This is a genomic window from Massilia sp. S19_KUP03_FR1, assembly GCF_036688685.1.
Classification (GTDB): Bacteria; Pseudomonadota; Gammaproteobacteria; order Burkholderiales; family Burkholderiaceae_D; genus JALYUM01.
Genome location: NZ_JAQQPS010000013.1, coordinates 157,405 through 175,689, shown reverse-complemented (window position 1 = coordinate 175,689; position 18,285 = coordinate 157,405). Strand labels below are relative to the sequence as shown.

Sequence of the window (18,285 nt, the reverse complement as noted above, 5' to 3'; positions counted from 1 at the left end):
ATGCCAAGTCCAGCGTTAGCGCCTGAATTCTGGCTCCTGTGCGGCGGCACTGTTGGGGTCTTGCTGAGCGCGTCACTTGTTACCGCTTTATTGCGCTGGCGCACGCCGGATGCTCAGGCGCATGCGGTGATCGATAACCTTGCCTTGCGGGTCAAAGCGTGGTGGTGGATGGCGGGCGTGTTGGGGCTGGCATTTGCGCTGGGACGCACGGCAATCATCGTCCTGTTCGGCCTCATGTCTTTTTTTGCCCTGCGCGAATTCGTCACCATCACCGCAACGCGGCGCGGCGACCACCGGGCGATCGTTGCGGCGTTTTTCCTGGTCCTGCCCTGTCAATACGTCCTAATTTATATGAACTGGCATGGACTGTTCGCCATCTTCATTCCGGTGGTCGTCTTCCTGATCATGCCCATCCTGTCGGCACTATCATCGGACACCACGGGTTTCCTGCAGCGCTGCGCGGGTCTCCAATGGGCGCTCATGATCTGCGTGTTCTGCCTGTCGCACGTACCAGCCTTGTTGATGCTGCCTGTTTCGGGCTTCGAGGGCCGCAACCTGCTTCTGATCGCTTTCCTGGTGATCGTTGTGCAGGGCAGCGACGTGCTGCAGTACGTATGGGGCAAACTGATCGGGCGAACCCAGATCGCGCCACGGCTGTCGCCATCCAAGACCCTGGAAGGCCTCGTCGGCGGCGTCGCCAGCGCCACGGCGTTGGGCGCAGCGTTGTGGTGGATCACGCCCTGCGGCTCGCCACTGAAGGCGGCCTTGATCGCCTTTGTCATTGCATTGATGGGATTCCTCGGCGGGCTCGTCATGTCAGCCATCAAGCGTGACCGGGCGATCAAGGACTGGGGCCAGATGATCGAGGGTCATGGCGGTATGCTTGACCGGCTCGACTCAGTGCTGTTTGCAGCACCGATTTTTTTTCATATCACCCGATATTGCTGGGTAGCCTAGAGATGGTCCAGTCGTGGCGTCGGAAAGATATGGGTAATTGCGAAGACGGGACGACGCTTACCGTTGTTTTTTGATCGATGAAGGAAAAACAGGCGTCCAGAATGGTTCTTCAAGGAAATAACATGGACAGCTTGGATTAAATCACCGAAGATCAAGCCCCCTTGGCAAACACGGCCGAGCGTGCAGCTGAACGCGCCTTGCGGCGTGCATGCACCATCTGGCAAATCCAATCAAAACTGGCTTACATTCCGCGTTTGCCAGAATTCATCGCATAGCAGGTGCGCCGGTCGGGCGAAGTTGGCATCCTGCGAACATCTGAACAAGCTGGAGCGAACGATGAATCTGAGCACGCAAGCAATATCTGCCGGCGCAATCGACATAAGTACCTTGGCCATGCTTGATGCTGTTGGCATCGACACATCGGTATTGACAAACGACAGGGCGGAAGGAAAGCGGATCCGGGCGCATCTTGAGTGCGCGGAATCGGCGGTCCTTGCATGAAAACATCGACGCGTGTTTGGCGGCTTGCGGACCTTCCCTTGCTTCTCCTGATTGTGATAATCCCGTTGCTGACGGGCCGAGTCTATGGTTCGTACATGGACAGCGCGTCGATGCTGGTCGATATGCGCATTGCGCTGGCGTTTTTTGTGGCGTATGCCGGGTTTGAGGCGGCGTTTCTCTGCTGGATGACTCACCGCGCGCGCAAGCCGGTTTTACCCCGCACCGCATGCGCCTTCGCTTGGCGCATCCAGTTGCAGGTCGCGATGCAAGTCGTCACGCGTGGCGCCGTTATCTTGTTTGTGATCTTTGCGTTTGACGACCTGACCTCTGAGCCAGCGCCAGTAAGCGCCGATTTGCCGGCGCAATTCTCATGGCCTGTTTTTTTATTTTTGGCGCAATTGGCCATCGTCTACTCGATCTCGATTTCGTGGTGGCGGTGTCTGTCGTTGAAACGCAATGGCGCCGATTTCAGTGCCTTATTTGCTGGTACGTTTAACGAAAAACGGATTGCCATCCAGGCCGCCTGCGAGCATGTCGCCATGGTGCTCGACAAGCACGTCGAGAGGTTGATGAGCGAGATGACCCCACGCTTTTCCAGGATGTTCTATCAAGCCAATGTCAACATTATTCGCAGTCAGCCAGACCGGCCGCAGTCCTATTCGTTGAGCTGGGCGCTGTTGCCGATTCGCGTCGTTGTCACGCTCGCCGCGCACGGCGCCGCCGCCGCGGAGCTGCGCGTGCGCTGCGAACTGCGAGGCGGAATCCACCGGCTTGAATTGTTTCCCAACCCGGCGGTCGTGCTGGCCGTGATGCGCTACCTCCAGACCAACCTGCTTGAGCCCCTGACCAGCGAGCTTGCCCTGTCCGTTGCCGTACGCAAGCAAGATGAGCTGCGGCATCAGGCAGTGGAGTCGCAACTGCGGATTTTGCAGGCGCAGATTGAGCCTCATTTTCTGTTCAACACGCTGGCGAACGTGCGCCATCTGTATCGCTCCAGTGTCGAGCAGGGTGAATCGATGATGGACCACCTGATCGTGTATCTGCGCAGCACCCTTGAAGAGCTTAGATCGGATGTGTCGACGGTCAGCAAAGAACTCGATTTGGTCTTGCATTACCTCGCCATCATGAAAATTCGCATGGGCGAGCGGCTTTCGTATTCGTTCATCAACTCGGCCGACGTCACGAGCATGGCGTTTCCGCCGGCGATGCTTATCTCCCTGGTCGAGAACGCAATCATGCATGGTCTGAACAACAAGCCGGACGGCAAGCTGAGCATCAGCGCCGTGCGGGAACAGCAGCACTTAAGATTGACCGTACTCGACAACGGCGCCGGCTTCTCAAGCGTGCAGGGCAGTGGCGTGGGCTTGAGCAATATCCGGCAACGTCTCGAGGCAATTTACGGCAACCGTGCGTGGCTCGAGGTGGGGGCCATGGCGGCCGGCGGCTTCATGGCATGCATCGTTATTCCCATTTCAGAAAACGAGTAGACATGTCAACAGCAATCCTCGCAGAAGACGAGCCCATTCTTCGCGCGGAACTTCGCGAGGCGCTGTCAGCCCTTTGGCCCGAGCTGAATATTGTGGCCGAAACGAGCGACGGGGTCGGCACGCTGCGTGCAATTCAAGCGTTGGCGCCCGATGTCGTCTTCCTCGACATCAATATGCCGCAGCTGACTGGCCTGGAAGTCGCCAAGGTTATTCAGGGCAGGACGGCCGTCGTGTTTCTGACGGCTTATAACCAGCATGCGCTTGAAGCGTTCGACCTCGGCGCCTCAGACTACCTGGTCAAGCCCTTGCATCGTGGCCGGCTGATGCAGACCATCGAGCGCTTGAAGGCGACGCTTGGCCGTGACCGGGCGCCCGTCCCGACTGCCGTGTGGGAGGCGCTTGCGGTGCCGAAAACCGAACCGAAATATCTGCGCTGGATTCAGGCCTCTGTGGGCAGCCTTCTGCGCCTGATTACAACGGATGAAATCTATTTTTTTCAAGCCGATGCAAAGTACACGCGGGTCGTCACGGCGCATGCAGAGGCCTTGATTCGCAAGCCCATCAAGGACCTGATGGACGAGCTTAATCCGGACGATTTTATTCAGGTTAACCGTGGCGCAATTGTGAACCTGCGCCGGGTCGAATCCATCTATCGCGCTGATGGTCACATGGAGGTTCGGCTGCGTGACCGCGATGAGCGCTTGAATGTCAGCGTCGGCTATCAGGCCGCGTTTCGGCAGCTGTAACAGCGCCGGCGTTGCCAATGCAGGCGCCGGGGGATGTGCGTCCATCACATCATCGCCACGGATAGCGTAGCCGATCGGTTCGCGATGTGCCGCAGCGTCAGCGTTGGAAAATGATGTCCAATGCCAATTTTTCCTTCACTCATTCCGGAAACCCTTTGACTCGTCGCACGGCTGTGGCGCAACGCGTTTGACGCCAATAGGATGCTTCTAGTGCAGGGAAATTGCTGCTTGGCAATCTCGGCTGACTAACAAAGGTTATCCATGAAAAAAATCGCTCTCGTCATTCTTCCCGTCATCGTCGCACTCACCGGTTGCGCCACGGGCAATAGCTACCTGGCCAACCGAAATACCACCGTCGAGATGTACCATATTTTCGATTTCAAAACCTCGGCTGGCACAAGCGTCGTGACGAATGCCGCCGCTGACGGACTGGCACAAAATACGAATGACCTTAACCAGATGTCGCCGCTTCAGATGGGCAAGACGGTTCCGGTCGAACCGGGTCGTTTTGTCATCGACGACATCGGTGCGACGCTGGCAGGGTCGAACTCTGGCATGGGCGCCATGATGCAAATGGCAGCGATGCAGAACGGTGGCGTGAGCTTGAAGGCGGCGCGATGCGACGACGCGGTATGGACATCGCGCGCCCAGCGCAGTATCTCTGGCTCCAGTAACTTGACACTGTACAGCTGCCTGTACAAATACCAGGCCGGCTATCGCCTCAATACATATGCGGTGTTCAAAAAGACCGAAGGCGGCGTGTATCAAATTTCACGCACTATCGCCAACTCGCTGGTCGGCACACCAGAACAGTGGGTCAACAAGACCATTCTCGATACCGTCCGCTCGATCGAAAAGGCGACCGGGGCGAAGAGTGTGCGCCTGGAAGGTCAGCCGGAACTCACCGAGCTGCCAGTCGGCATCCTCTTCGGTAACAACTAACGAAGCAATCTGCAAAGGCTCGGGGCCGACATGTTAGCGGCCAACGCAGTGATGGCGTGAACGGGCCCTGCCACCTTCCCGAACTCGGGTGTATTCAGCCTTGCCATTCTAGAAAGCCTTCAATGAACCAAAATTTTTCAAGAGCACTCGCTGCTGCAATGATGTCGTCCAGTGTCGTCTTGTTGACGGCATGCGGTGGGGGCGGGACGGAGTCGGCATCGGCCATTGCATCGCCTGCGCAACCAGCGAGTTCTGCACCAGCGCCCAACGCATACGGCCCGGTTGAGGCCAGCTTCACGATCGCCGCGCTATTTCAGGGAACGCCGACAAATGCGAATGTCGCCGAATTTAAGGGGTCGTCGGCAATGTGCAGTACGACCGTGGCCGGCGCCAATATGTGTCTGGGTGCCGCCGCAGGCCAGTTCGGCAATGTTGTCCCAGCTGTTGGCGGTGGCAAATGCACCTACTTCAGTCTCGGAGCCGCACAAATGCCGCGCGGCTTCGACATTATATTTCGTGCCAGTGACGGCAGGACCATCCAGCTGACATCCACGAGCAACGCGCAAGCGCTCACGGTTGGCCAGACGATTAACGCCGGCTTTGGGGACTGGGGACTGTATCAACCGGATGGGATGCAATGGCTCAGCAGTAGCAGCGTCGTTTCGTCTGCCATCAAGGTGTCGGCCATTTCGCACGGCCAGATTGTGCTGACCATTACCAAGCTGCCGATGCCAGCAAATACGGGATTTGGTTCGACGGGAAGTATTGCCCTGAGCGGCACTGCAACAATTAACTGCGCCCAGAACCTTGAAAGTCTCAAGTAAACCGGCGACATACACGCATAAAAAGAAAATATGAGGGACGATGCTGAAAAAATCGCGCCATATTTTCGCGCTGTAGGCATCTGCCCTCATGATCGCTTGTGGCGGTGGCGGGAGACAGATCGCCAGGCGCCGTCAGATCAGCGCTCCCAGGGCTTCCTGGAACGCGGCGATATTTTCTTCGTGCCGCTTGTAATAAGTCCATGGCCCGATACGCTGCGACGTCACCAGCTTGGCCCGCTGCAGCGTCGCCAGGTACAAGGACACCGTCGATTGCGACAGCTTGGCGCGTGCCTGGATGATGCTGACGCACACGCCGACCTGGTCGGCGTCGACCGCTTGCTCGGGGAAATTCCTGGCCGGTTCCTTGAGCCAGGCGAGAATGGCCAGTCGGGCCGGATTGTCCAGGGCTTTTAATACTTCGCTGACGTCAACACTCATAGATCCCACTATATCGATTTTTCTACATATTACGATATTCGCGATGCCAACAACAAGCGCTGGTCGTCTGCACTAACGCTCAGGTGCCGAAACGGGGGTAGTCGGTGTAGCCGACGCTGGTGCCGCCATACATGGACGCCGGATCGGCCGGGTTCAGCGGCCAGCCGTTGGCTATGCGCTGTGGCAAATCCGGGTTGGCGATGAATGGCCGGCCGAATGCGATCAGGTCGCCCCAACCCTTCTCGATAACGCGTTCGCCGCGCGCGGCCGTGTATTTGCCGGCATAGATGATCAGGCCGCTGAACGCCTCGCGCACCGCGACGCGGAACGTTTCCGGCAATTCCGGCGCATTGTCCCAGTCCGCTTCGGCCAGCGACAGGTAGGCGATGCCGATGTCTTCGAGCACCTTGACCGCTTCGACGTAGGTGCCGTGCGGATCGTCCTCGACCAGCCCGAGATAGACGCGCGCTTCGTCGGTGCCCTGGAACAGCGGGGCGAAGCGCACGCCGACGCGCTCCTTGCCAACCTTGTCGGCCACGGCCTGCGTGACTTCGCGCAGGAAGCGCAAACGGTTTTCAAGGCTGCCGCCGTATTCGTCCTCGCGCTGGTTGCTGTGCGCCGAGATGAACTGGTTGATCAGGTAACCATTCGCGGCATGCAGTTCGACGCCGTCGAAACCGGCCGCGATGGCGTTTTCCGCGGCCTGCGCATACAGCGCCACCAGCTCGCCGATTTCTTCATGGCGCAGGGCGCGCGGCATGGATGGCTCGGCCAGCGCGCCGACGCCTGGCGCCGTCTCGATGAAGACGCTCACGCCCTGCGCCTGGATGGCCGATGGCGCCACCGGTGCGCCGCCGTCCGGCTGCAGCGTGGTGTGCGAGACGCGGCCCACATGCCACAGCTGGGAGAAAATGACGCCGCCTTCGGCGTGTACCCGCTCGGTTACCTTGCGCCAGCCGTCGACCTGGGCCGCGGTGTGGATGCCCGGCGTCCAGGCGTAACCCTGGCCGCGCGGTTCGATCTGGCTGCCTTCGGTAACCATGAAACCGGCGCCGCTGCGCTGGCCATAATAGGTCGCCATCAGGTCGTTCGGAATGTTCCCGGGCTGCGTGCTGCGCGAGCGCGTCAAGGGCGGCAGCACGATACGGCTTTTCAGGGTGAAGGGCCCGAGGCGGATCGGGTTGAAGAGTGTCGAATATTCCAAAATAGGGTCCTTGGCATGATTGCGGGATGCCGCGGGACGGGGTCGTCCAGGCAGCGAGAAGGGCATCATAATCTACATATCTCGATATCGCAATATCCACGTATCGAACTTTTTGAATGTCGATGGCCAGGTACAGCGACCTGAGCGCCGCCTGCAGTACCTGATACGCCTTCTTCGAGCGGTTTCTGAGCCTACCCGGACCGACGGCGGCGCGCCACTATTGGGTCGTCAACAGCGCTTGCCGGGACCGACGCAGCGCCGCGCCCGCACTGCCCACGCCGAAACATTGACCAATCAAAGCCATGAACACCGTCGCGCTTTTGCTCGCTTCGTTCGTACTGTCGATCACCGGTTTGTTTGTCTTCATCTGGTCGCTGCGCAAACGCCTGTTCGACCCGTCCGCCGCGGCCGCCAACGTGATTTTTTCAGAGGGCGAAATCGGTACCGTTGAAGAGCCCGCTGCCACACCCGCGCAAAAGGCCGGACTGTCGGGGCAGGGCGAGCACGGACCAGCAGGCGCGCCTGGCACAGCGCACGATGCGGTTCTGCAGCAGCAATTGCGCGAGCGCGTGGAAGCCGACCGGTCGTCCGCCTTTGTGGTCTTCCTTCTCTTGTCATGCGCCGTGATTTGGCTGATCGTCGCCTCCCTTGCAGGCCTGACCAGCTCCATCAAGCTTCACCAACCCGACTTCCTCGTCCAGCAGGCCTGGCTGACGTTCGGCCGGCTACGCACGATTCACCTCAACGCGGTCGCCTACGGCTGGGCGCCGATGGCGGCACTCGGCATTGCAATCTGGTTGCTGCCGCGCCTGTTAAAAACCAGGCTGGTCGGCGGCAGAGTCGCCATCGTTGGCTGCATGCTCTGGACCGCAGGGCTGATCGCCGGCCTTGGATGCATCGCTGTGGGCTTGAGCGATGGTATGGAATGGCTTGAAATCCCATGGCAGGTCGACATTTTGCTCGTCGCTGGCGGCGCGCTGGTCGGCGTCCCGCTGGTCTACACGCTGCAAGCGCGCAAGGTCGACCATCTCTACGTTTCCATCTGGTATATGGGGGCTGCGCTGTTCTGGTTCCCCATTCTGTTTTTGATCGCCAATCTGCCCGCCGTTCACGTTGGCGTCGAACAGGCAACCATGAACTGGTGGTTCGGCCACAACGTGCTCGGCCTTTTCTACACGCCGATGGCGCTGGCATCGGTCTACTATTTTCTGCCGAAAATCATTGGCCGCCCGATTCAGTCCTACAACCTCTCCCTGCTGGGTTTTTGGACCCTTGCGTTTTTTTATGGACAAGTGGGCGGGCATCACTTGATTGGCGGCCCGGTTCCCGGCTGGCTCATCACCCTGTCCATCGTTCAGAGCGTGATGATGCTGGTGCCGGTGATCGCGTTTTCCATCAACCAGCATATGACCATGCGCGGCCATTTCGGTAAACTGGTCTATTCGCCGACGCTGCGCTTTATTGTTCTCGGCGGCATGATGTACACGCTGAGCTCCATCCAGGGAACCGTCGAAGCGCTCCGGAGTGTCAACACCATCACCCACTTCACCCACTTCACCGTGGCGCACGCACATCTTGGTGTGTATGGATTTTTTACGATGGTCATGTTTGGCGCGATTTATTTCGTCATGCCGCGCGTGATGTCATGGGAGTGGCCGTACCCGGGCCTGATCGCGACGCACTTCTGGCTCGTCGTCGCAGGTTTCTCGGTGTACTTCATCAGCCTGACCATTGGCGGCTGGCTGCAAGGCCTCGCCATGCTCGACGCGTCCAGGCCGTTCATCGACTCGGTCATCGTGACGATGCCTTACCTCAGAATGCGCTCGGTGGGTGGCTTCATCATGACGCTGGGCCATCTGGTTTTCGCTGCCCACTTTGCCGCGATGGCGTTGCGGCATGGGCCGGCGCGTACCGGGGCAGCGCTGCTGCATACGCGCCACCTTGCTGCGCACAGCGCTGAAGCCTGACCATGGAAGACGAACTCAAACTCCTTGGTGGCGCAATGGTGACGCTTGCCTTGGCCACTGCTGCCTTCATCGTGCTACCGTTTTTTCAAGTGAAAAACCTGGCGGCGCCCGCTGCCTTGCATCCCTACACTACGGCGCAGCTGCGCGGACGCGCGGTCTACATCCAGAATGGCTGTGTGTATTGCCACTCCCAGCAGCCACGCGACAAAGCGCAGGCTCCGGACGACAAGCGCGGCTGGGGGCGCGCGTCGGTCGCGGCGGACTACGTTTTTGACAAGCCGCATTTGCTGGGCACCATGCGCACCGGCCCCGACCTGTTTAATATCGGCGCGCGGCAACCCAGCGCCGACTGGCACCTCGCCCATCTGTTTCAGCCACGGGCGTACACGGCGGCGTCCATCATGCCGGCCTATCCCTTCCTGTTCGACGTGAAAGGCGCGGCGGAGCCGGGCGACAGAGTCGTGCAAATGCCCGCGGGCTTCAACCCGATCGGCAATGTGGTGGTTGCGAAAGCCGAGGTGCTCGATCTGGTCGCCTATTTGCAGGCCCTGGATCACACCTATCCGGTGCGCGCAGCGACCCAACCATGACAAGGGCATCGGGCGATGGCTGACCAACGCAAACAGCAGGTTCGGGCGCGTGAAAATCCGGATCCCGAGGAAATGAACAGGCCCGTGCCATGGATCGTCATTGCGCTCGTGCTCGGGGTGTTTATTTGGGCGGTCGCCTACATTTTCATCAACCAGCGCGACGACGACCCCACGCTTGGGGACCTGCGCACAATCTCCACCCTTGAAGAGAAGGTCAAAAGCGTTTCGTCGGCCAACGGCGCCGAGCTGTATGCTGCCAACTGCGCAGCCTGCCATCAGGCAAGCGGCGCCGGCGTGCCTGGCGCCTTTCCTCCGCTGGCCGGGTCCGAATGGGTTGCTGGCCAGGACCGGGTGCTGGCCAGCATACTTTTACATGGCATCACGGGAAGTCTGACGGTCAAGGGAACCACCTATCACGGTGCGATGCCGTCGTTCAAAGCCAGGTTCGACGACAATCAAATTGCCGCGATTCTGACTTTTGTACGCGGTAATTTCGGCAATGCTGCGGCGAAAGTCAGCCCGGACGTGGTCAAGGCCGAGCGCGAGGCCAGCAAGGACCGGAGTACGCCCTGGAACGGCGATGACGACCTCACCAAGTTCAAATAGCACATGGACGCTCGCGGCGCTGCTGCTCGTGAGCGCGCTGGGCATTGCTGCGCTATACGAGGCGACGCTGGGCTTTCGCATCGTCTCCACCGAGAGTGGCCGCCGCCTGCAGATCAGCGCGCATCCGCTGCTGCTGCCGCCCACCGCGCTTGCGACGCCGCGCGTGATGGCACTGCAGGAGAACCTCCGGCATGATGGCCGGGTGGCGATTGTTACCTTCATTTATACCCGCTGTAACGCGATCTGTTCTGTACTGGGAAGCCAGTACCAGCAGATGCAGTCCGAGATCATTGCGCGTGGCATGCAACATCAAATACGACTGCTGAGCATCAGCTTTGACGAACGCGATACGCCTGCAGTGTTGCAGGACTACGCCAAACGGCAACACGCGCAGCCGGCCGTATGGCAGTTCGCCAGCGTGCCCGACGCCCAGCAGCGAAGCAGGCTGCTGGCAGCGTTTGGCATCGTCGTCTTGCCTGCGCCGCTGGGTGAGTTTCAGCACAATGCCGCGTTCCACATCGTCGACCGCGCCGGACGGCTGGTCCGCATCATTGACCTCGACGACCAGGACGGTGCCCTGCGCTATGCCGTTGTAACGCGGGACGGATCATGACCGGCAGCCGAACGATGCGCGTCGTGACGGGTTCGCTTTGCCTTCTTGCGGCCGCGCTTGCACATCAATGGCTGGAAGCGACCATGCTCAGGCACATGTTGCTGCAGCTACCGTGCAGCGCGGCCGCAGGGTGGCTCCTGTCGGGCAACCCCCGCTGGCGTCAGCGCGCCGCCGCGTTCGACCGCCATGGCTTGAGTGTGTTCACTGCGGCGCTGTTTGTCAGTGCTTACTGGATGATCCCGCGTGCCCTTGAGCGCAGTACCACCGACGCGCTGGCGGAAACGCTCAAATTTGGCACCCTGTTTGCGCTTGGCGCCGCGTTGCCCGGGGCAATGGCAAGAGCCAACGGCATCATCCAAATTTTTTTCATTGGGAATTTTTGCGCCATGACCGCCGTCGTCGGCATGCTGTACCAGGACCAGTCCACGCAGTTATGCAATGCCTACCTGGTTGACGACCAGGCCGCTACCGGCATCGGCCTGGTACTCGCCTCCGGCGCGCTCGCAATCTGGTGCTGCCTGCGCCTGGCTATGTCCCGGAGCGCGCACGGTTGCGATGCACGATCTCCCCCAGCACCTTGAACGATGCCTCGCTGCGCAGGTCGCCGGGATAGCCGTGATTGATGCGCAGATGATGGCTGTAGCGGTGATCGGCCGAAAATAAGTGGCCCGGTGCGGTGCCGATGCCCTGTTGTCCGGCCTGCTGATGAACGGCGAGCGCATCAATGTCGGCCGGCAGCTCGACCCAGACGAAATAGCCGCCCTGGGGCTGCGTCACCTTGGTGGCGGAGGGAAAGTACTGCCCGATCGCGCGAATCGCTGCGGCCTGCTGGCGCGCCAGCGCGTGGCGCAGCGCGCGCAGATGGCGCTCGAAGCTTCTTTTTTGGAGGAAATCAAGGATGGCCAACTGCGAGGGCAGAGCTGTGGCTAGCGAACTCATCATTTTGTGGCGGGCCAGCCGTGCCGTGAATCGACCCGCGGCCACCCAGCCGATCCGGTAGCCCGGCGCCAGCGACTTCGAGAAGGAACCGCAATGCAAGACCCAACCCTCGCGGTCCCACGCTTTGGCTGGCGGCGGGTGGCGCGGGCCGTGGTACAGCTCACCGTAGACGTCGTCCTCGATCAGCGGGATCTGGCGCGTCGTCAGCAGGCCGACCAGCGCCGCTTTCGCCTCGTCAGGCATGGTGCACCCCATGGGATTCTGGAACGTCGGCATGAACCAGCAGGCCTTCACTGCATGGGTGTCGAGCACCCGCCGCAGCGACGCCAGTTCGACGCCGGTGCGCGGGTGCGTTTGCACCTCGACTGCGCGCAGGCCACGCCGTTCAAGGGCCTGCAGCGCGCCGTAGAAGGCCGGCGACTCGATCGCGACCAGATCACCTGGCTGCGTCGTCACCTCGAGTGCAAGATTCAAGGCTTCCATGGCGCCGCTGGTGACCACCAGTTCGGCCGGCGCGAGGTCCATTCCCAAGGTCCCGTAGCGCATGGCGATCTGGCGCCGCAGCGCCGGGTTGCCGGGCGAAAGATCTTCCACGGTTTGCCACGGGTCCATGCGGCGCAGCGCGCGCCCCATGCTCATGGCCAATTGATCAAACGGGAACAGTTCTGGCGAGGGAAATGCCGACCCCATCGGCACCAGGTTGCGCTGTCCGGCTTGTGCCAGCATCTGGCACGCAAGCGTGGAGAAATCCAGCGGCAGGGCGTGCGCCTGCGCGACCGGGGTGGGGCGTTCTGCCAGGCCAGGCAGCGGCATCTTGGCGCTGACGTAGTAGCCGGACCGGTTGCGCGCCTCGACGTAGCCTTGCGTTTCCAGCAGGTAGTAAGCCGAAAACACGGTCGATGCGCTGACGCCCCGCTGGCGCTTGACTGCGCGTATCGACGGCAAGCGGTCGCCAGGCTTGAGGTGTCCGGCCTGAATTCGCTGAGCAAGTTCATCGGCGTACTCCTTGTATCGGATCACCTGTCCCCCTCACGTTAAAGACTGACACACGCGTTGTCGACAATTAAGACTCTGTATTTACGAACAAGGTTAACATGAATGCCACATTGCTTCAATGACGAGCATGGACTGTCCGAGGCGGCTGATACGCCTTCTTCGAACGGTTTCTGAGCCTACCCGGGAAGATCGGCCCACCCTACTATTGGGTACGCAACAGCGGCCGCCGGCACTGTCCGTGCACCTGCACTCCATGGAAATACCGCCATGTCACCAGACCTTGCCAGCGTTGCCCGGTTCGACCCGGCGCCCGGACTGCCTGCCCCGAAAGCGTTGCCGTTCGCGCGCGCAACGGCCGGCATGCTGGTTGGACTGACCCAGGGCTTCGGGCTGTATCTGGTCAACAACAACCTCGCTGACCTCCAGGGCGCGCTGGGCGCGACCCTGGCCGAAGCGAGCTGGCTGACGACCGCTTATTCTGCGACCGGCTTGTGGGCCACCTTGCTGGTGACGAAGATGCGCCTGCAGGTGGGACTGCGCGCGTTCTCGGTGGCCAGCCTGTGGCTGTTCCTGGCGATCAGCGCGCTGCACCTGCTGACCGACACGCTCGGCTCGGCCATCGCGGTGCGCGCCGCGCTCGGCGTGGCCGCCGCGCCGCTGAGCACGCTGGCGGTGTTCTACATCATGGAAGCACTGCCGCAAAAGCTCGCCCCGCTGGCGCTGCTGGCTGGCTTCGCCTGTTTGCAACTGCCGGGGCCACTGAGCCGCGTCATCTCTCCCGATCTGCTTGCGGCCGGGCGCTGGCATGGACTGTTCCTGCTGGACGTGGCCCTGGCCGCGCTGAGCGTGGCTGCCATCCACGCCGTGCCCCTGCAGCCGCAGCCACGCCAGGCCGCCTTCGAGGCGGGCGACCTGCTGCCCTTTGTCCTGTATGCCAGCGGCCTGGCCCTGCTGTGCGTGACCATCTCCCAGGGACGCCTGGCCTGGTGGACCGATGCACCCTGGCTGGGCTGGTGCCTGGCACTGGGCATCGTCTGCATCGCGCTTTACGCCCTCATCGACCTGAATCGCCCGTCGCCACTGCTCGACCTGCGCTGGCTGGCCAGCCCTTACATGCTGCGCTTCGTGCTGGCGATGCTGCTGTTTCGCATCATTCTGTCGGAGCAGACGGTGGGCGTGGTCGGGCTGATGCTGGCGCTGGGCCAGTCGAACACGCAAATGCGCACCCTGTTCGCGCTGGCCAGCGCGGGTTTGCTGGCCGGCTTCGTGCTGGCTGCCGTGATGGCGGCCAGGCGCGCGATCCCGCTGCTGTCGGTCGTCGCCGTGGCCCTGGTGCTGTGCGCCGCATGGATGGACAGCCACGCCACTTCCCTGAGCCGGCCCGAGCAGTTCTACGTCAGCCAGACCCTGCTGGGAGTTGGACTGGGCCTGTTCTTTGCCGCCTCGCTGCTGCAAGGCTTCGGTCCCGTGATGGCGGACGGCGGGCGCCATCTGGTGAGCTTCCTCGCCGCGTTCAGCGCGGCGCAGTTCCTGGGCAGCCTGCTCGGCGCGGCGTGGGTCAGCACCTTTGTCGCGCGGCGCCAGGCGTTCCACTACGCGGCACTGGTCGCGCATCTGGCGCTGGGCGATCCACAGGTGGGGCTGCGCCTGGCCCAGCTGACCGGCTCGCTGGGGCGCGTTGTGACGGATCCCGCCGCGCGCGCCCAGCAGGGCCTGGTGCTGCTGCATCAGCAAATCAGCCGTGAAGCGATTGTGCTGGCCTACAACGAACTGTTCGCCTGCACCGCCTGGCTGGCCGGCGCCATGTTGTTATGGCTTGGCGTGCTCGCCATCCGGGGGCTGCGCCGCCAGTCCGCCGACCTTTCCTGAACCCCGGCCCAGCATGCGAAAAATCCCGCATCTTGCCAGCATCGGCATCGTGGCCGCGGCCGTCGGCGCTGTCATCCTCGTGCTGTATGCGTGGCAATTGCCGCCGTTCCGCGGCGACATCGAAGCGACCGACAATGCGTATGTGCGCGGCAGCGTGACGGTCATCGCACCGAAGGTCGACGGGTATGTCGCCGAGGTGCTGGTGCGCGACTTCGCGACGGTCGACCAGGGACAGCTGCTGGTCCGGCTGGACGACCGCAACTTCCGCCAGCGCCTGGCGCAGGCCAGTGCGGCGCTGGCGGTGCAGCAGGCCAATCTGGCCAATGTCGCGCAAGCCCGCCGGGCGCGCGAGGCCGGCATCGCCAACGCGCAGGCCCAACTAGCGGCGGCGGCGGCCCAGCAGGCGAATGCAGCGGCCCAGGTCAATCGCGCAAAGCCGGACGCGCGCCGCACCCTGGTGCTGGTGGTCGATGGTTCGGTGTCCCAGCGCGAACAGGAGCAGGCCGAGAGCGCCCTGCGCCAGGCCGAGGCGGCGCAGCGCCAGGCCGACGCCCAGGCCGGCCAGGCCCGCGCCGCGATCGAGGTGGCGCGCCAGGAACTGCGCTCGGTCGACGTCAACCAGCAGCTCATCGAGGCCGCCATCGAGGGCGCCCGGGCGGCCGTCCAGCTGGCCGAGATCGATCTCGAGAACACCCGCATCCGCGCCCCGCGCGCGGCCAGCGCCGGTGAAATTGGCGTCAAGCTTGGCCAGTACGTGACGCCGGGCACCCAGCTGCTCGCCCTGGTCCCATCCCAGGTGTGGGTGGTGGCCAACTTCAAGGAAGCCCAGACCGCGCGCATGGCGCCTGGCCAGGCGGCGCAGCTGCAGGTCGACGGCCTGGGCAATGCGCGCCTCAAGGGGCGGGTGGAGCGGCTGGCGCCGGCCACGGGTTCGGAGTTCAGTGTCATCCGCGCCGACAACGCGACCGGCAACTTCACCAAGATTGCCCAGCGCCTGCAGGTGCGCATCGCGGTCGATGCGAACGATCCGCTGGCCAGGCGGTTGCGCCCCGGCATGTCGGTGATCGCCGAGGTTGACACGCGCGCGCCCACGCCATGAAGCCAGCTTGCACCGCACTGACCCTGGCAGTGGCGCTGGCGCTGGGCGCCTGTGCCGGGCACGCGCCGAAGACAGTCACGGCGCCAGCGGCGCCCGCCGCCTGGCGCCATGCGGCCGGGAGCGCGGCGCTGCAGGAAGACTGGTGGCAGGGCTTTGGCGACGCGACGCTCGCCGGGCTCATCAACGAGGCGCTGGCGCGCAACCAGGACCTGCGCCAGGCCGCCGCCCGCGTGGCCGAGGCGCGCGCGCTGGCGGCGGCGCAGCACGCCGCCTTCTGGCCCAGCCTGGACGCCGGCATCGGCGCCGAGCGCGCGCGCAGTATCAGCGACGTGACCCTCAAGCCCTACCTTGCCACCGGCCACCAGGAACTGTTCCAGGCGGCCTATGAGGTTGACTTGTGGGGCCGCATCGGCGCACTGGCCGGCGCCGCCGATCTGGGCGAACAAGCCAGCCGTGCTGCCCGCGACAGCGTCGCCCTGAGCGTGGCGGCAAGTGTCGCACAGGCCTACATCGGCCTGCTTGAGCTCGACGCGCAGCTGGACCTGGCCAGGCGCCTGCTGGTCTCGCGCGACCGTACGCTGGTGCTGGCACGCCAGCGCCGTGAACAGGGCTATGCCAGCAGCCTGGAACTGATCCAGGCCGAGGCGGAGCGCGATGCCGGCGCCCAGGCGCTGCCGCAGCTGACGCGCGCGCTGGCGCGCCAGGAGGCGCAGCTCAATCTGCTGCCGGGACGTGCGCCGGGCCCGCTGGAGCGGGGCGGCGCCCTGGCTGCGTTGCGCCTCTGCGCGCTGCCCGATGCGGGCTTGCCCTCGGCGCTGTTGCGGCGGCGCCCCGACATTTACAGCGCCGAGCTACAGGTGGCGGCAAGCGACGCGCAACTGGCGGCCGCGCGCGCGCAATGGCTGCCGTCGCTGCGGCTCAACGCCAGCGTCGGCCGGGTCGGCTCCACCATCTTGCGCGGCGACCCGTTCACGATCTGGAGCCTGGGCGGCAGCGTGCTGGCGCCGCTCTTCAACGGTGGCCGCATTCAGGCACTGGCGCGCGCCAGCCAGGCGCGGCGCGATCAGGCCCTGGCCGCCTACGAACGCACGGTGCTCGGCGCGTGGGCCGAAGTCGAGGTTCAGCTCGACAGCCACGCCCAGCAGCAGCTGCAACTGCGCGCTGCGCTGGCCCAGCGCCAGGCACTGGCCGAGGCCTTGCGCATCGCCGGGCGGCGCTTGCGCGAGGGGTATGGATCGGCGCTGGACGAACGGCTGGCCGAGCGCAATCTGTTGGGCGCGGAGCAGGGCGTGGTCAGCCTCCAGTCGGGCCTGCTGCAGGCGCAGGTCGCCTTGTATCGCGCGCTGGGCGGGGGCTGGTCGGGGATGTCGCCCTGAGCTGACCCACGGGCATTGCAAACTGTTAATATCGATCCAGAAATCGGCTTGCGCGCGGCGCGTCATGGGCCAGCCCCGATGTGATCACCCCAAGGTCCGAACATGCGTATAAAAATTGTCCTCGTGCTGTTGTTTTCCTTGCTGGCGCCCTGTCAGCAGTCCTGGGCGCAAACGCGCGCTGCCAACACCGCCGAAACGGTCGAAACACTGACACCGGAGATCGGCGCAATCAAGCAGTTCATCGAAATCAAAACGGACGATCCGAACAAGCCGGTTCTGCTCTTTCTGTCGGGCGGGCCGGGCAGTTCCATGCTGAGAAGCAGCGACAATTTCACTTCGATTCTGAAGACCAGATTTACGCTGGTGCAATGGGATCAACGCGACGCGGGGAGAACCCTGAAACTGAACGCGTCGCCGGTGCCGCCGTCAGTCGCCCGGATGGAAAGCGACACGCTCGAGGTCATCAACTTCATCATCAACAAGACTGGCCAGAAGAAAATCTATTTATTGGGCAGTTCATGGGGCAATGTGCTGGGGTTTTATATCGTCAAAACCCATCCGGAATTGTTGCACGCCTATTTTGCGTCGAATCCCGTGGTCAGCCAGCTCGATAGTGAAAAAGCCTTGCTCGACAATCTAAAGGCGCATTTCAAGGACAACCCGGCGGCGGCCACGGAACTGTCCAGCGTGCATATTCCGTTCAGGACCGACGAAGACCTGTTCTTTTTGCGCAAGTGGCTGTTCTACAAGGAGGGCAGGACGAATGTGACGAGCAATCAATTCAAGGACGGTTTTCTGCAGTGGTCAAAAGTCTGGTCGCCGGTCTGGAACGAGGTGATGAACATCGACCTGCCAAAGACCTTGACGCAAGTGCGCTGTCCGGTTTACTTTTTTGTTGGCAGGAACGACATCCAGACCTCCACCGCCATCACGCAAGCGTATGCCGGAACCTTGAAAGCGCCGCAGAAGGGACTGTTTTTATTTGAAAAATCCGGCCATCAGATTCACCAGGATGAGCCTGAACGGTTTCAAAACACCATCATCAACATTGTTGACAGCCAGCTCGCCGGCAAGTGAGGGGGCGCCAATTGCACATGTCGACACCCTGCCGGGTTCACGCGTATTCGCCAG

Annotated in this window: 17 protein-coding genes; 14 read left to right on the top strand and 3 right to left on the bottom strand. The window is 62.4% G+C overall.

All coding sequences use genetic code 11. The features are described 5' to 3' along the window. From V6M87_RS16105 to V6M87_RS16085, 5 genes are all read left to right on the top strand, one after another. Positions 1 to 957 carry a phosphatidate cytidylyltransferase gene (locus V6M87_RS16105; RefSeq protein WP_332877659.1) on the top strand — a complete coding sequence of 319 codons (957 nt, stop codon included), beginning with the start codon at positions 1 to 3 and terminating at the stop codon, positions 955 to 957. Positions 958 to 1,454: 497 nt separating this feature from the next. Beyond that, on the top strand, positions 1,455 to 2,945 hold the full coding sequence (locus V6M87_RS16100) for a sensor histidine kinase (protein ID WP_332877658.1): 1,491 nt from the start codon (positions 1,455 to 1,457) through the stop codon (positions 2,943 to 2,945). 2 nt (positions 2,946 to 2,947) lie between these two features. After that, entirely contained in the window at positions 2,948 to 3,691 is a 744-nt protein-coding gene (locus V6M87_RS16095) for a LytR/AlgR family response regulator transcription factor (RefSeq protein ID WP_332877657.1), read from the top strand. Between the two features lie 261 nt (positions 3,692 to 3,952). After that, positions 3,953 to 4,633: a hypothetical protein gene (locus tag V6M87_RS16090; protein ID WP_332877656.1), complete on the top strand. Its 681-nt coding sequence runs from the start codon at positions 3,953 to 3,955 to the stop codon at positions 4,631 to 4,633. 122 nt (positions 4,634 to 4,755) lie between these two features. Next, positions 4,756 to 5,457, top strand: a complete 702-nt coding sequence (locus tag V6M87_RS16085) for a hypothetical protein (RefSeq protein ID WP_332877655.1) — start codon at positions 4,756 to 4,758, stop codon at positions 5,455 to 5,457. Between the two features lie 132 nt (positions 5,458 to 5,589). On the opposite strand, the gene V6M87_RS16080 is transcribed toward V6M87_RS16085, so the two are convergent. Both V6M87_RS16080 and V6M87_RS16075 read right to left on the bottom strand, forming a co-directional pair. Further along, positions 5,590 to 5,895, bottom strand: coding sequence for an ArsR/SmtB family transcription factor (locus V6M87_RS16080; protein ID WP_332877654.1), 306 nt, complete (start codon positions 5,893 to 5,895; stop codon positions 5,590 to 5,592). Between the two features lie 79 nt (positions 5,896 to 5,974). After that, the gene (locus tag V6M87_RS16075) at positions 5,975 to 7,099 is read right to left on the bottom strand and encodes an alkene reductase (RefSeq protein ID WP_332877653.1); all 1,125 of its coding nucleotides are present in this window, start codon (positions 7,097 to 7,099) and stop codon (positions 5,975 to 5,977) included. Positions 7,100 to 7,401: 302 nt separating this feature from the next. Here V6M87_RS16075 and V6M87_RS16070 point away from each other — a divergent pair, with 302 nt between their 5' ends. The 5 genes from V6M87_RS16070 to V6M87_RS16050 are packed head-to-tail and all read left to right on the top strand — an operon-like array spanning position 7,402 to position 11,456. Then, on the top strand, positions 7,402 to 9,066 hold the full coding sequence (locus V6M87_RS16070) for a cbb3-type cytochrome c oxidase subunit I (protein ID WP_332877652.1): 1,665 nt from the start codon (positions 7,402 to 7,404) through the stop codon (positions 9,064 to 9,066). A gap of 2 nt (positions 9,067 to 9,068) precedes the next feature. Next, on the top strand, positions 9,069 to 9,656 hold the full coding sequence (locus V6M87_RS16065; protein ID WP_332877651.1) for a cbb3-type cytochrome c oxidase subunit II: 588 nt from the start codon (positions 9,069 to 9,071) through the stop codon (positions 9,654 to 9,656). Between the two features lie 15 nt (positions 9,657 to 9,671). Beyond that, positions 9,672 to 10,262: a c-type cytochrome gene (locus V6M87_RS16060; RefSeq protein ID WP_332877650.1), complete on the top strand. Its 591-nt coding sequence runs from the start codon at positions 9,672 to 9,674 to the stop codon at positions 10,260 to 10,262. Continuing rightward, a complete protein-coding gene (locus tag V6M87_RS16055) occupies positions 10,237 to 10,875 on the top strand; it encodes an SCO family protein (protein ID WP_332877649.1) in 639 nt (212 codons plus the stop codon). Before V6M87_RS16060 ends, V6M87_RS16055 begins: the two co-directional genes overlap by 26 nt. Next, complete coding sequence (locus V6M87_RS16050) at positions 10,872 to 11,456, top strand: hypothetical protein (RefSeq protein WP_332877648.1); 585 nt, start codon at positions 10,872 to 10,874, stop codon at positions 11,454 to 11,456. Before V6M87_RS16055 ends, V6M87_RS16050 begins: the two co-directional genes overlap by 4 nt. On the opposite strand, the gene V6M87_RS16045 is transcribed toward V6M87_RS16050, so the two are convergent. Continuing rightward, the gene (locus V6M87_RS16045; protein ID WP_332877647.1) at positions 11,404 to 12,834 is read right to left on the bottom strand and encodes an aminotransferase-like domain-containing protein; all 1,431 of its coding nucleotides are present in this window, start codon (positions 12,832 to 12,834) and stop codon (positions 11,404 to 11,406) included. The genes V6M87_RS16050 and V6M87_RS16045 overlap by 53 nt on opposite strands. Before the next feature lie 243 nt (positions 12,835 to 13,077). Between V6M87_RS16045 and V6M87_RS16040 the strand changes: the two genes are divergently transcribed. The 4 genes from V6M87_RS16040 (at position 13,078) to V6M87_RS16025 (ending at position 18,231) form a co-directional block, all read left to right on the top strand. After that, a complete protein-coding gene (locus tag V6M87_RS16040; RefSeq protein WP_332877646.1) occupies positions 13,078 to 14,679 on the top strand; it encodes an MFS transporter in 1,602 nt (533 codons plus the stop codon). A gap of 13 nt (positions 14,680 to 14,692) precedes the next feature. Then, positions 14,693 to 15,778, top strand: coding sequence for an HlyD family secretion protein (locus V6M87_RS16035; RefSeq protein WP_332877645.1), 1,086 nt, complete (start codon positions 14,693 to 14,695; stop codon positions 15,776 to 15,778). Beyond that, positions 15,775 to 17,154, top strand: coding sequence for an efflux transporter outer membrane subunit (locus tag V6M87_RS16030; RefSeq protein WP_332877644.1), 1,380 nt, complete (start codon positions 15,775 to 15,777; stop codon positions 17,152 to 17,154). The genes V6M87_RS16035 and V6M87_RS16030 overlap by 4 nt, the downstream gene beginning before the upstream one ends. A 102-nt stretch (positions 17,155 to 17,256) precedes the next feature. Continuing rightward, a complete protein-coding gene (locus V6M87_RS16025) occupies positions 17,257 to 18,231 on the top strand; it encodes an alpha/beta fold hydrolase (protein WP_332877643.1) in 975 nt (324 codons plus the stop codon). Positions 18,232 to 18,285 lie beyond the last annotated feature (54 nt).

What these genes read in the sequence shown, in the direction of transcription:
- V6M87_RS16105 (WP_332877659.1), top strand. Translation starts at nt 1, where the DNA reads ATGCCAAGTCCAGCGTTAGCGCCTGAATTCTGGCTCCTGTGCGGCGGC.
- V6M87_RS16100 (WP_332877658.1), top strand. Translation starts at nt 1,455, where the DNA reads ATGAAAACATCGACGCGTGTTTGGCGGCTTGCGGACCTTCCCTTGCTT.
- V6M87_RS16095 (WP_332877657.1), top strand. Translation starts at nt 2,948, where the DNA reads ATGTCAACAGCAATCCTCGCAGAAGACGAGCCCATTCTTCGCGCGGAA.
- V6M87_RS16090 (WP_332877656.1), top strand. Translation starts at nt 3,953, where the DNA reads ATGAAAAAAATCGCTCTCGTCATTCTTCCCGTCATCGTCGCACTCACC.
- V6M87_RS16085 (WP_332877655.1), top strand. Translation starts at nt 4,756, where the DNA reads ATGAACCAAAATTTTTCAAGAGCACTCGCTGCTGCAATGATGTCGTCC.
- V6M87_RS16080 (WP_332877654.1), bottom strand. Translation starts at nt 5,895, where the DNA reads ATGAGTGTTGACGTCAGCGAAGTATTAAAAGCCCTGGACAATCCGGCC.
- V6M87_RS16070 (WP_332877652.1), top strand. Translation starts at nt 7,402, where the DNA reads ATGAACACCGTCGCGCTTTTGCTCGCTTCGTTCGTACTGTCGATCACC.
- V6M87_RS16065 (WP_332877651.1), top strand. Translation starts at nt 9,069, where the DNA reads ATGGAAGACGAACTCAAACTCCTTGGTGGCGCAATGGTGACGCTTGCC.
- V6M87_RS16060 (WP_332877650.1), top strand. Translation starts at nt 9,672, where the DNA reads ATGGCTGACCAACGCAAACAGCAGGTTCGGGCGCGTGAAAATCCGGAT.
- V6M87_RS16055 (WP_332877649.1), top strand. Translation starts at nt 10,237, where the DNA reads ATGACGACCTCACCAAGTTCAAATAGCACATGGACGCTCGCGGCGCTG.
- V6M87_RS16050 (WP_332877648.1), top strand. Translation starts at nt 10,872, where the DNA reads ATGACCGGCAGCCGAACGATGCGCGTCGTGACGGGTTCGCTTTGCCTT.
- V6M87_RS16040 (WP_332877646.1), top strand. Translation starts at nt 13,078, where the DNA reads ATGTCACCAGACCTTGCCAGCGTTGCCCGGTTCGACCCGGCGCCCGGA.
- V6M87_RS16035 (WP_332877645.1), top strand. Translation starts at nt 14,693, where the DNA reads ATGCGAAAAATCCCGCATCTTGCCAGCATCGGCATCGTGGCCGCGGCC.
- V6M87_RS16030 (WP_332877644.1), top strand. Translation starts at nt 15,775, where the DNA reads ATGAAGCCAGCTTGCACCGCACTGACCCTGGCAGTGGCGCTGGCGCTG.
- V6M87_RS16025 (WP_332877643.1), top strand. Translation starts at nt 17,257, where the DNA reads ATGCGTATAAAAATTGTCCTCGTGCTGTTGTTTTCCTTGCTGGCGCCC.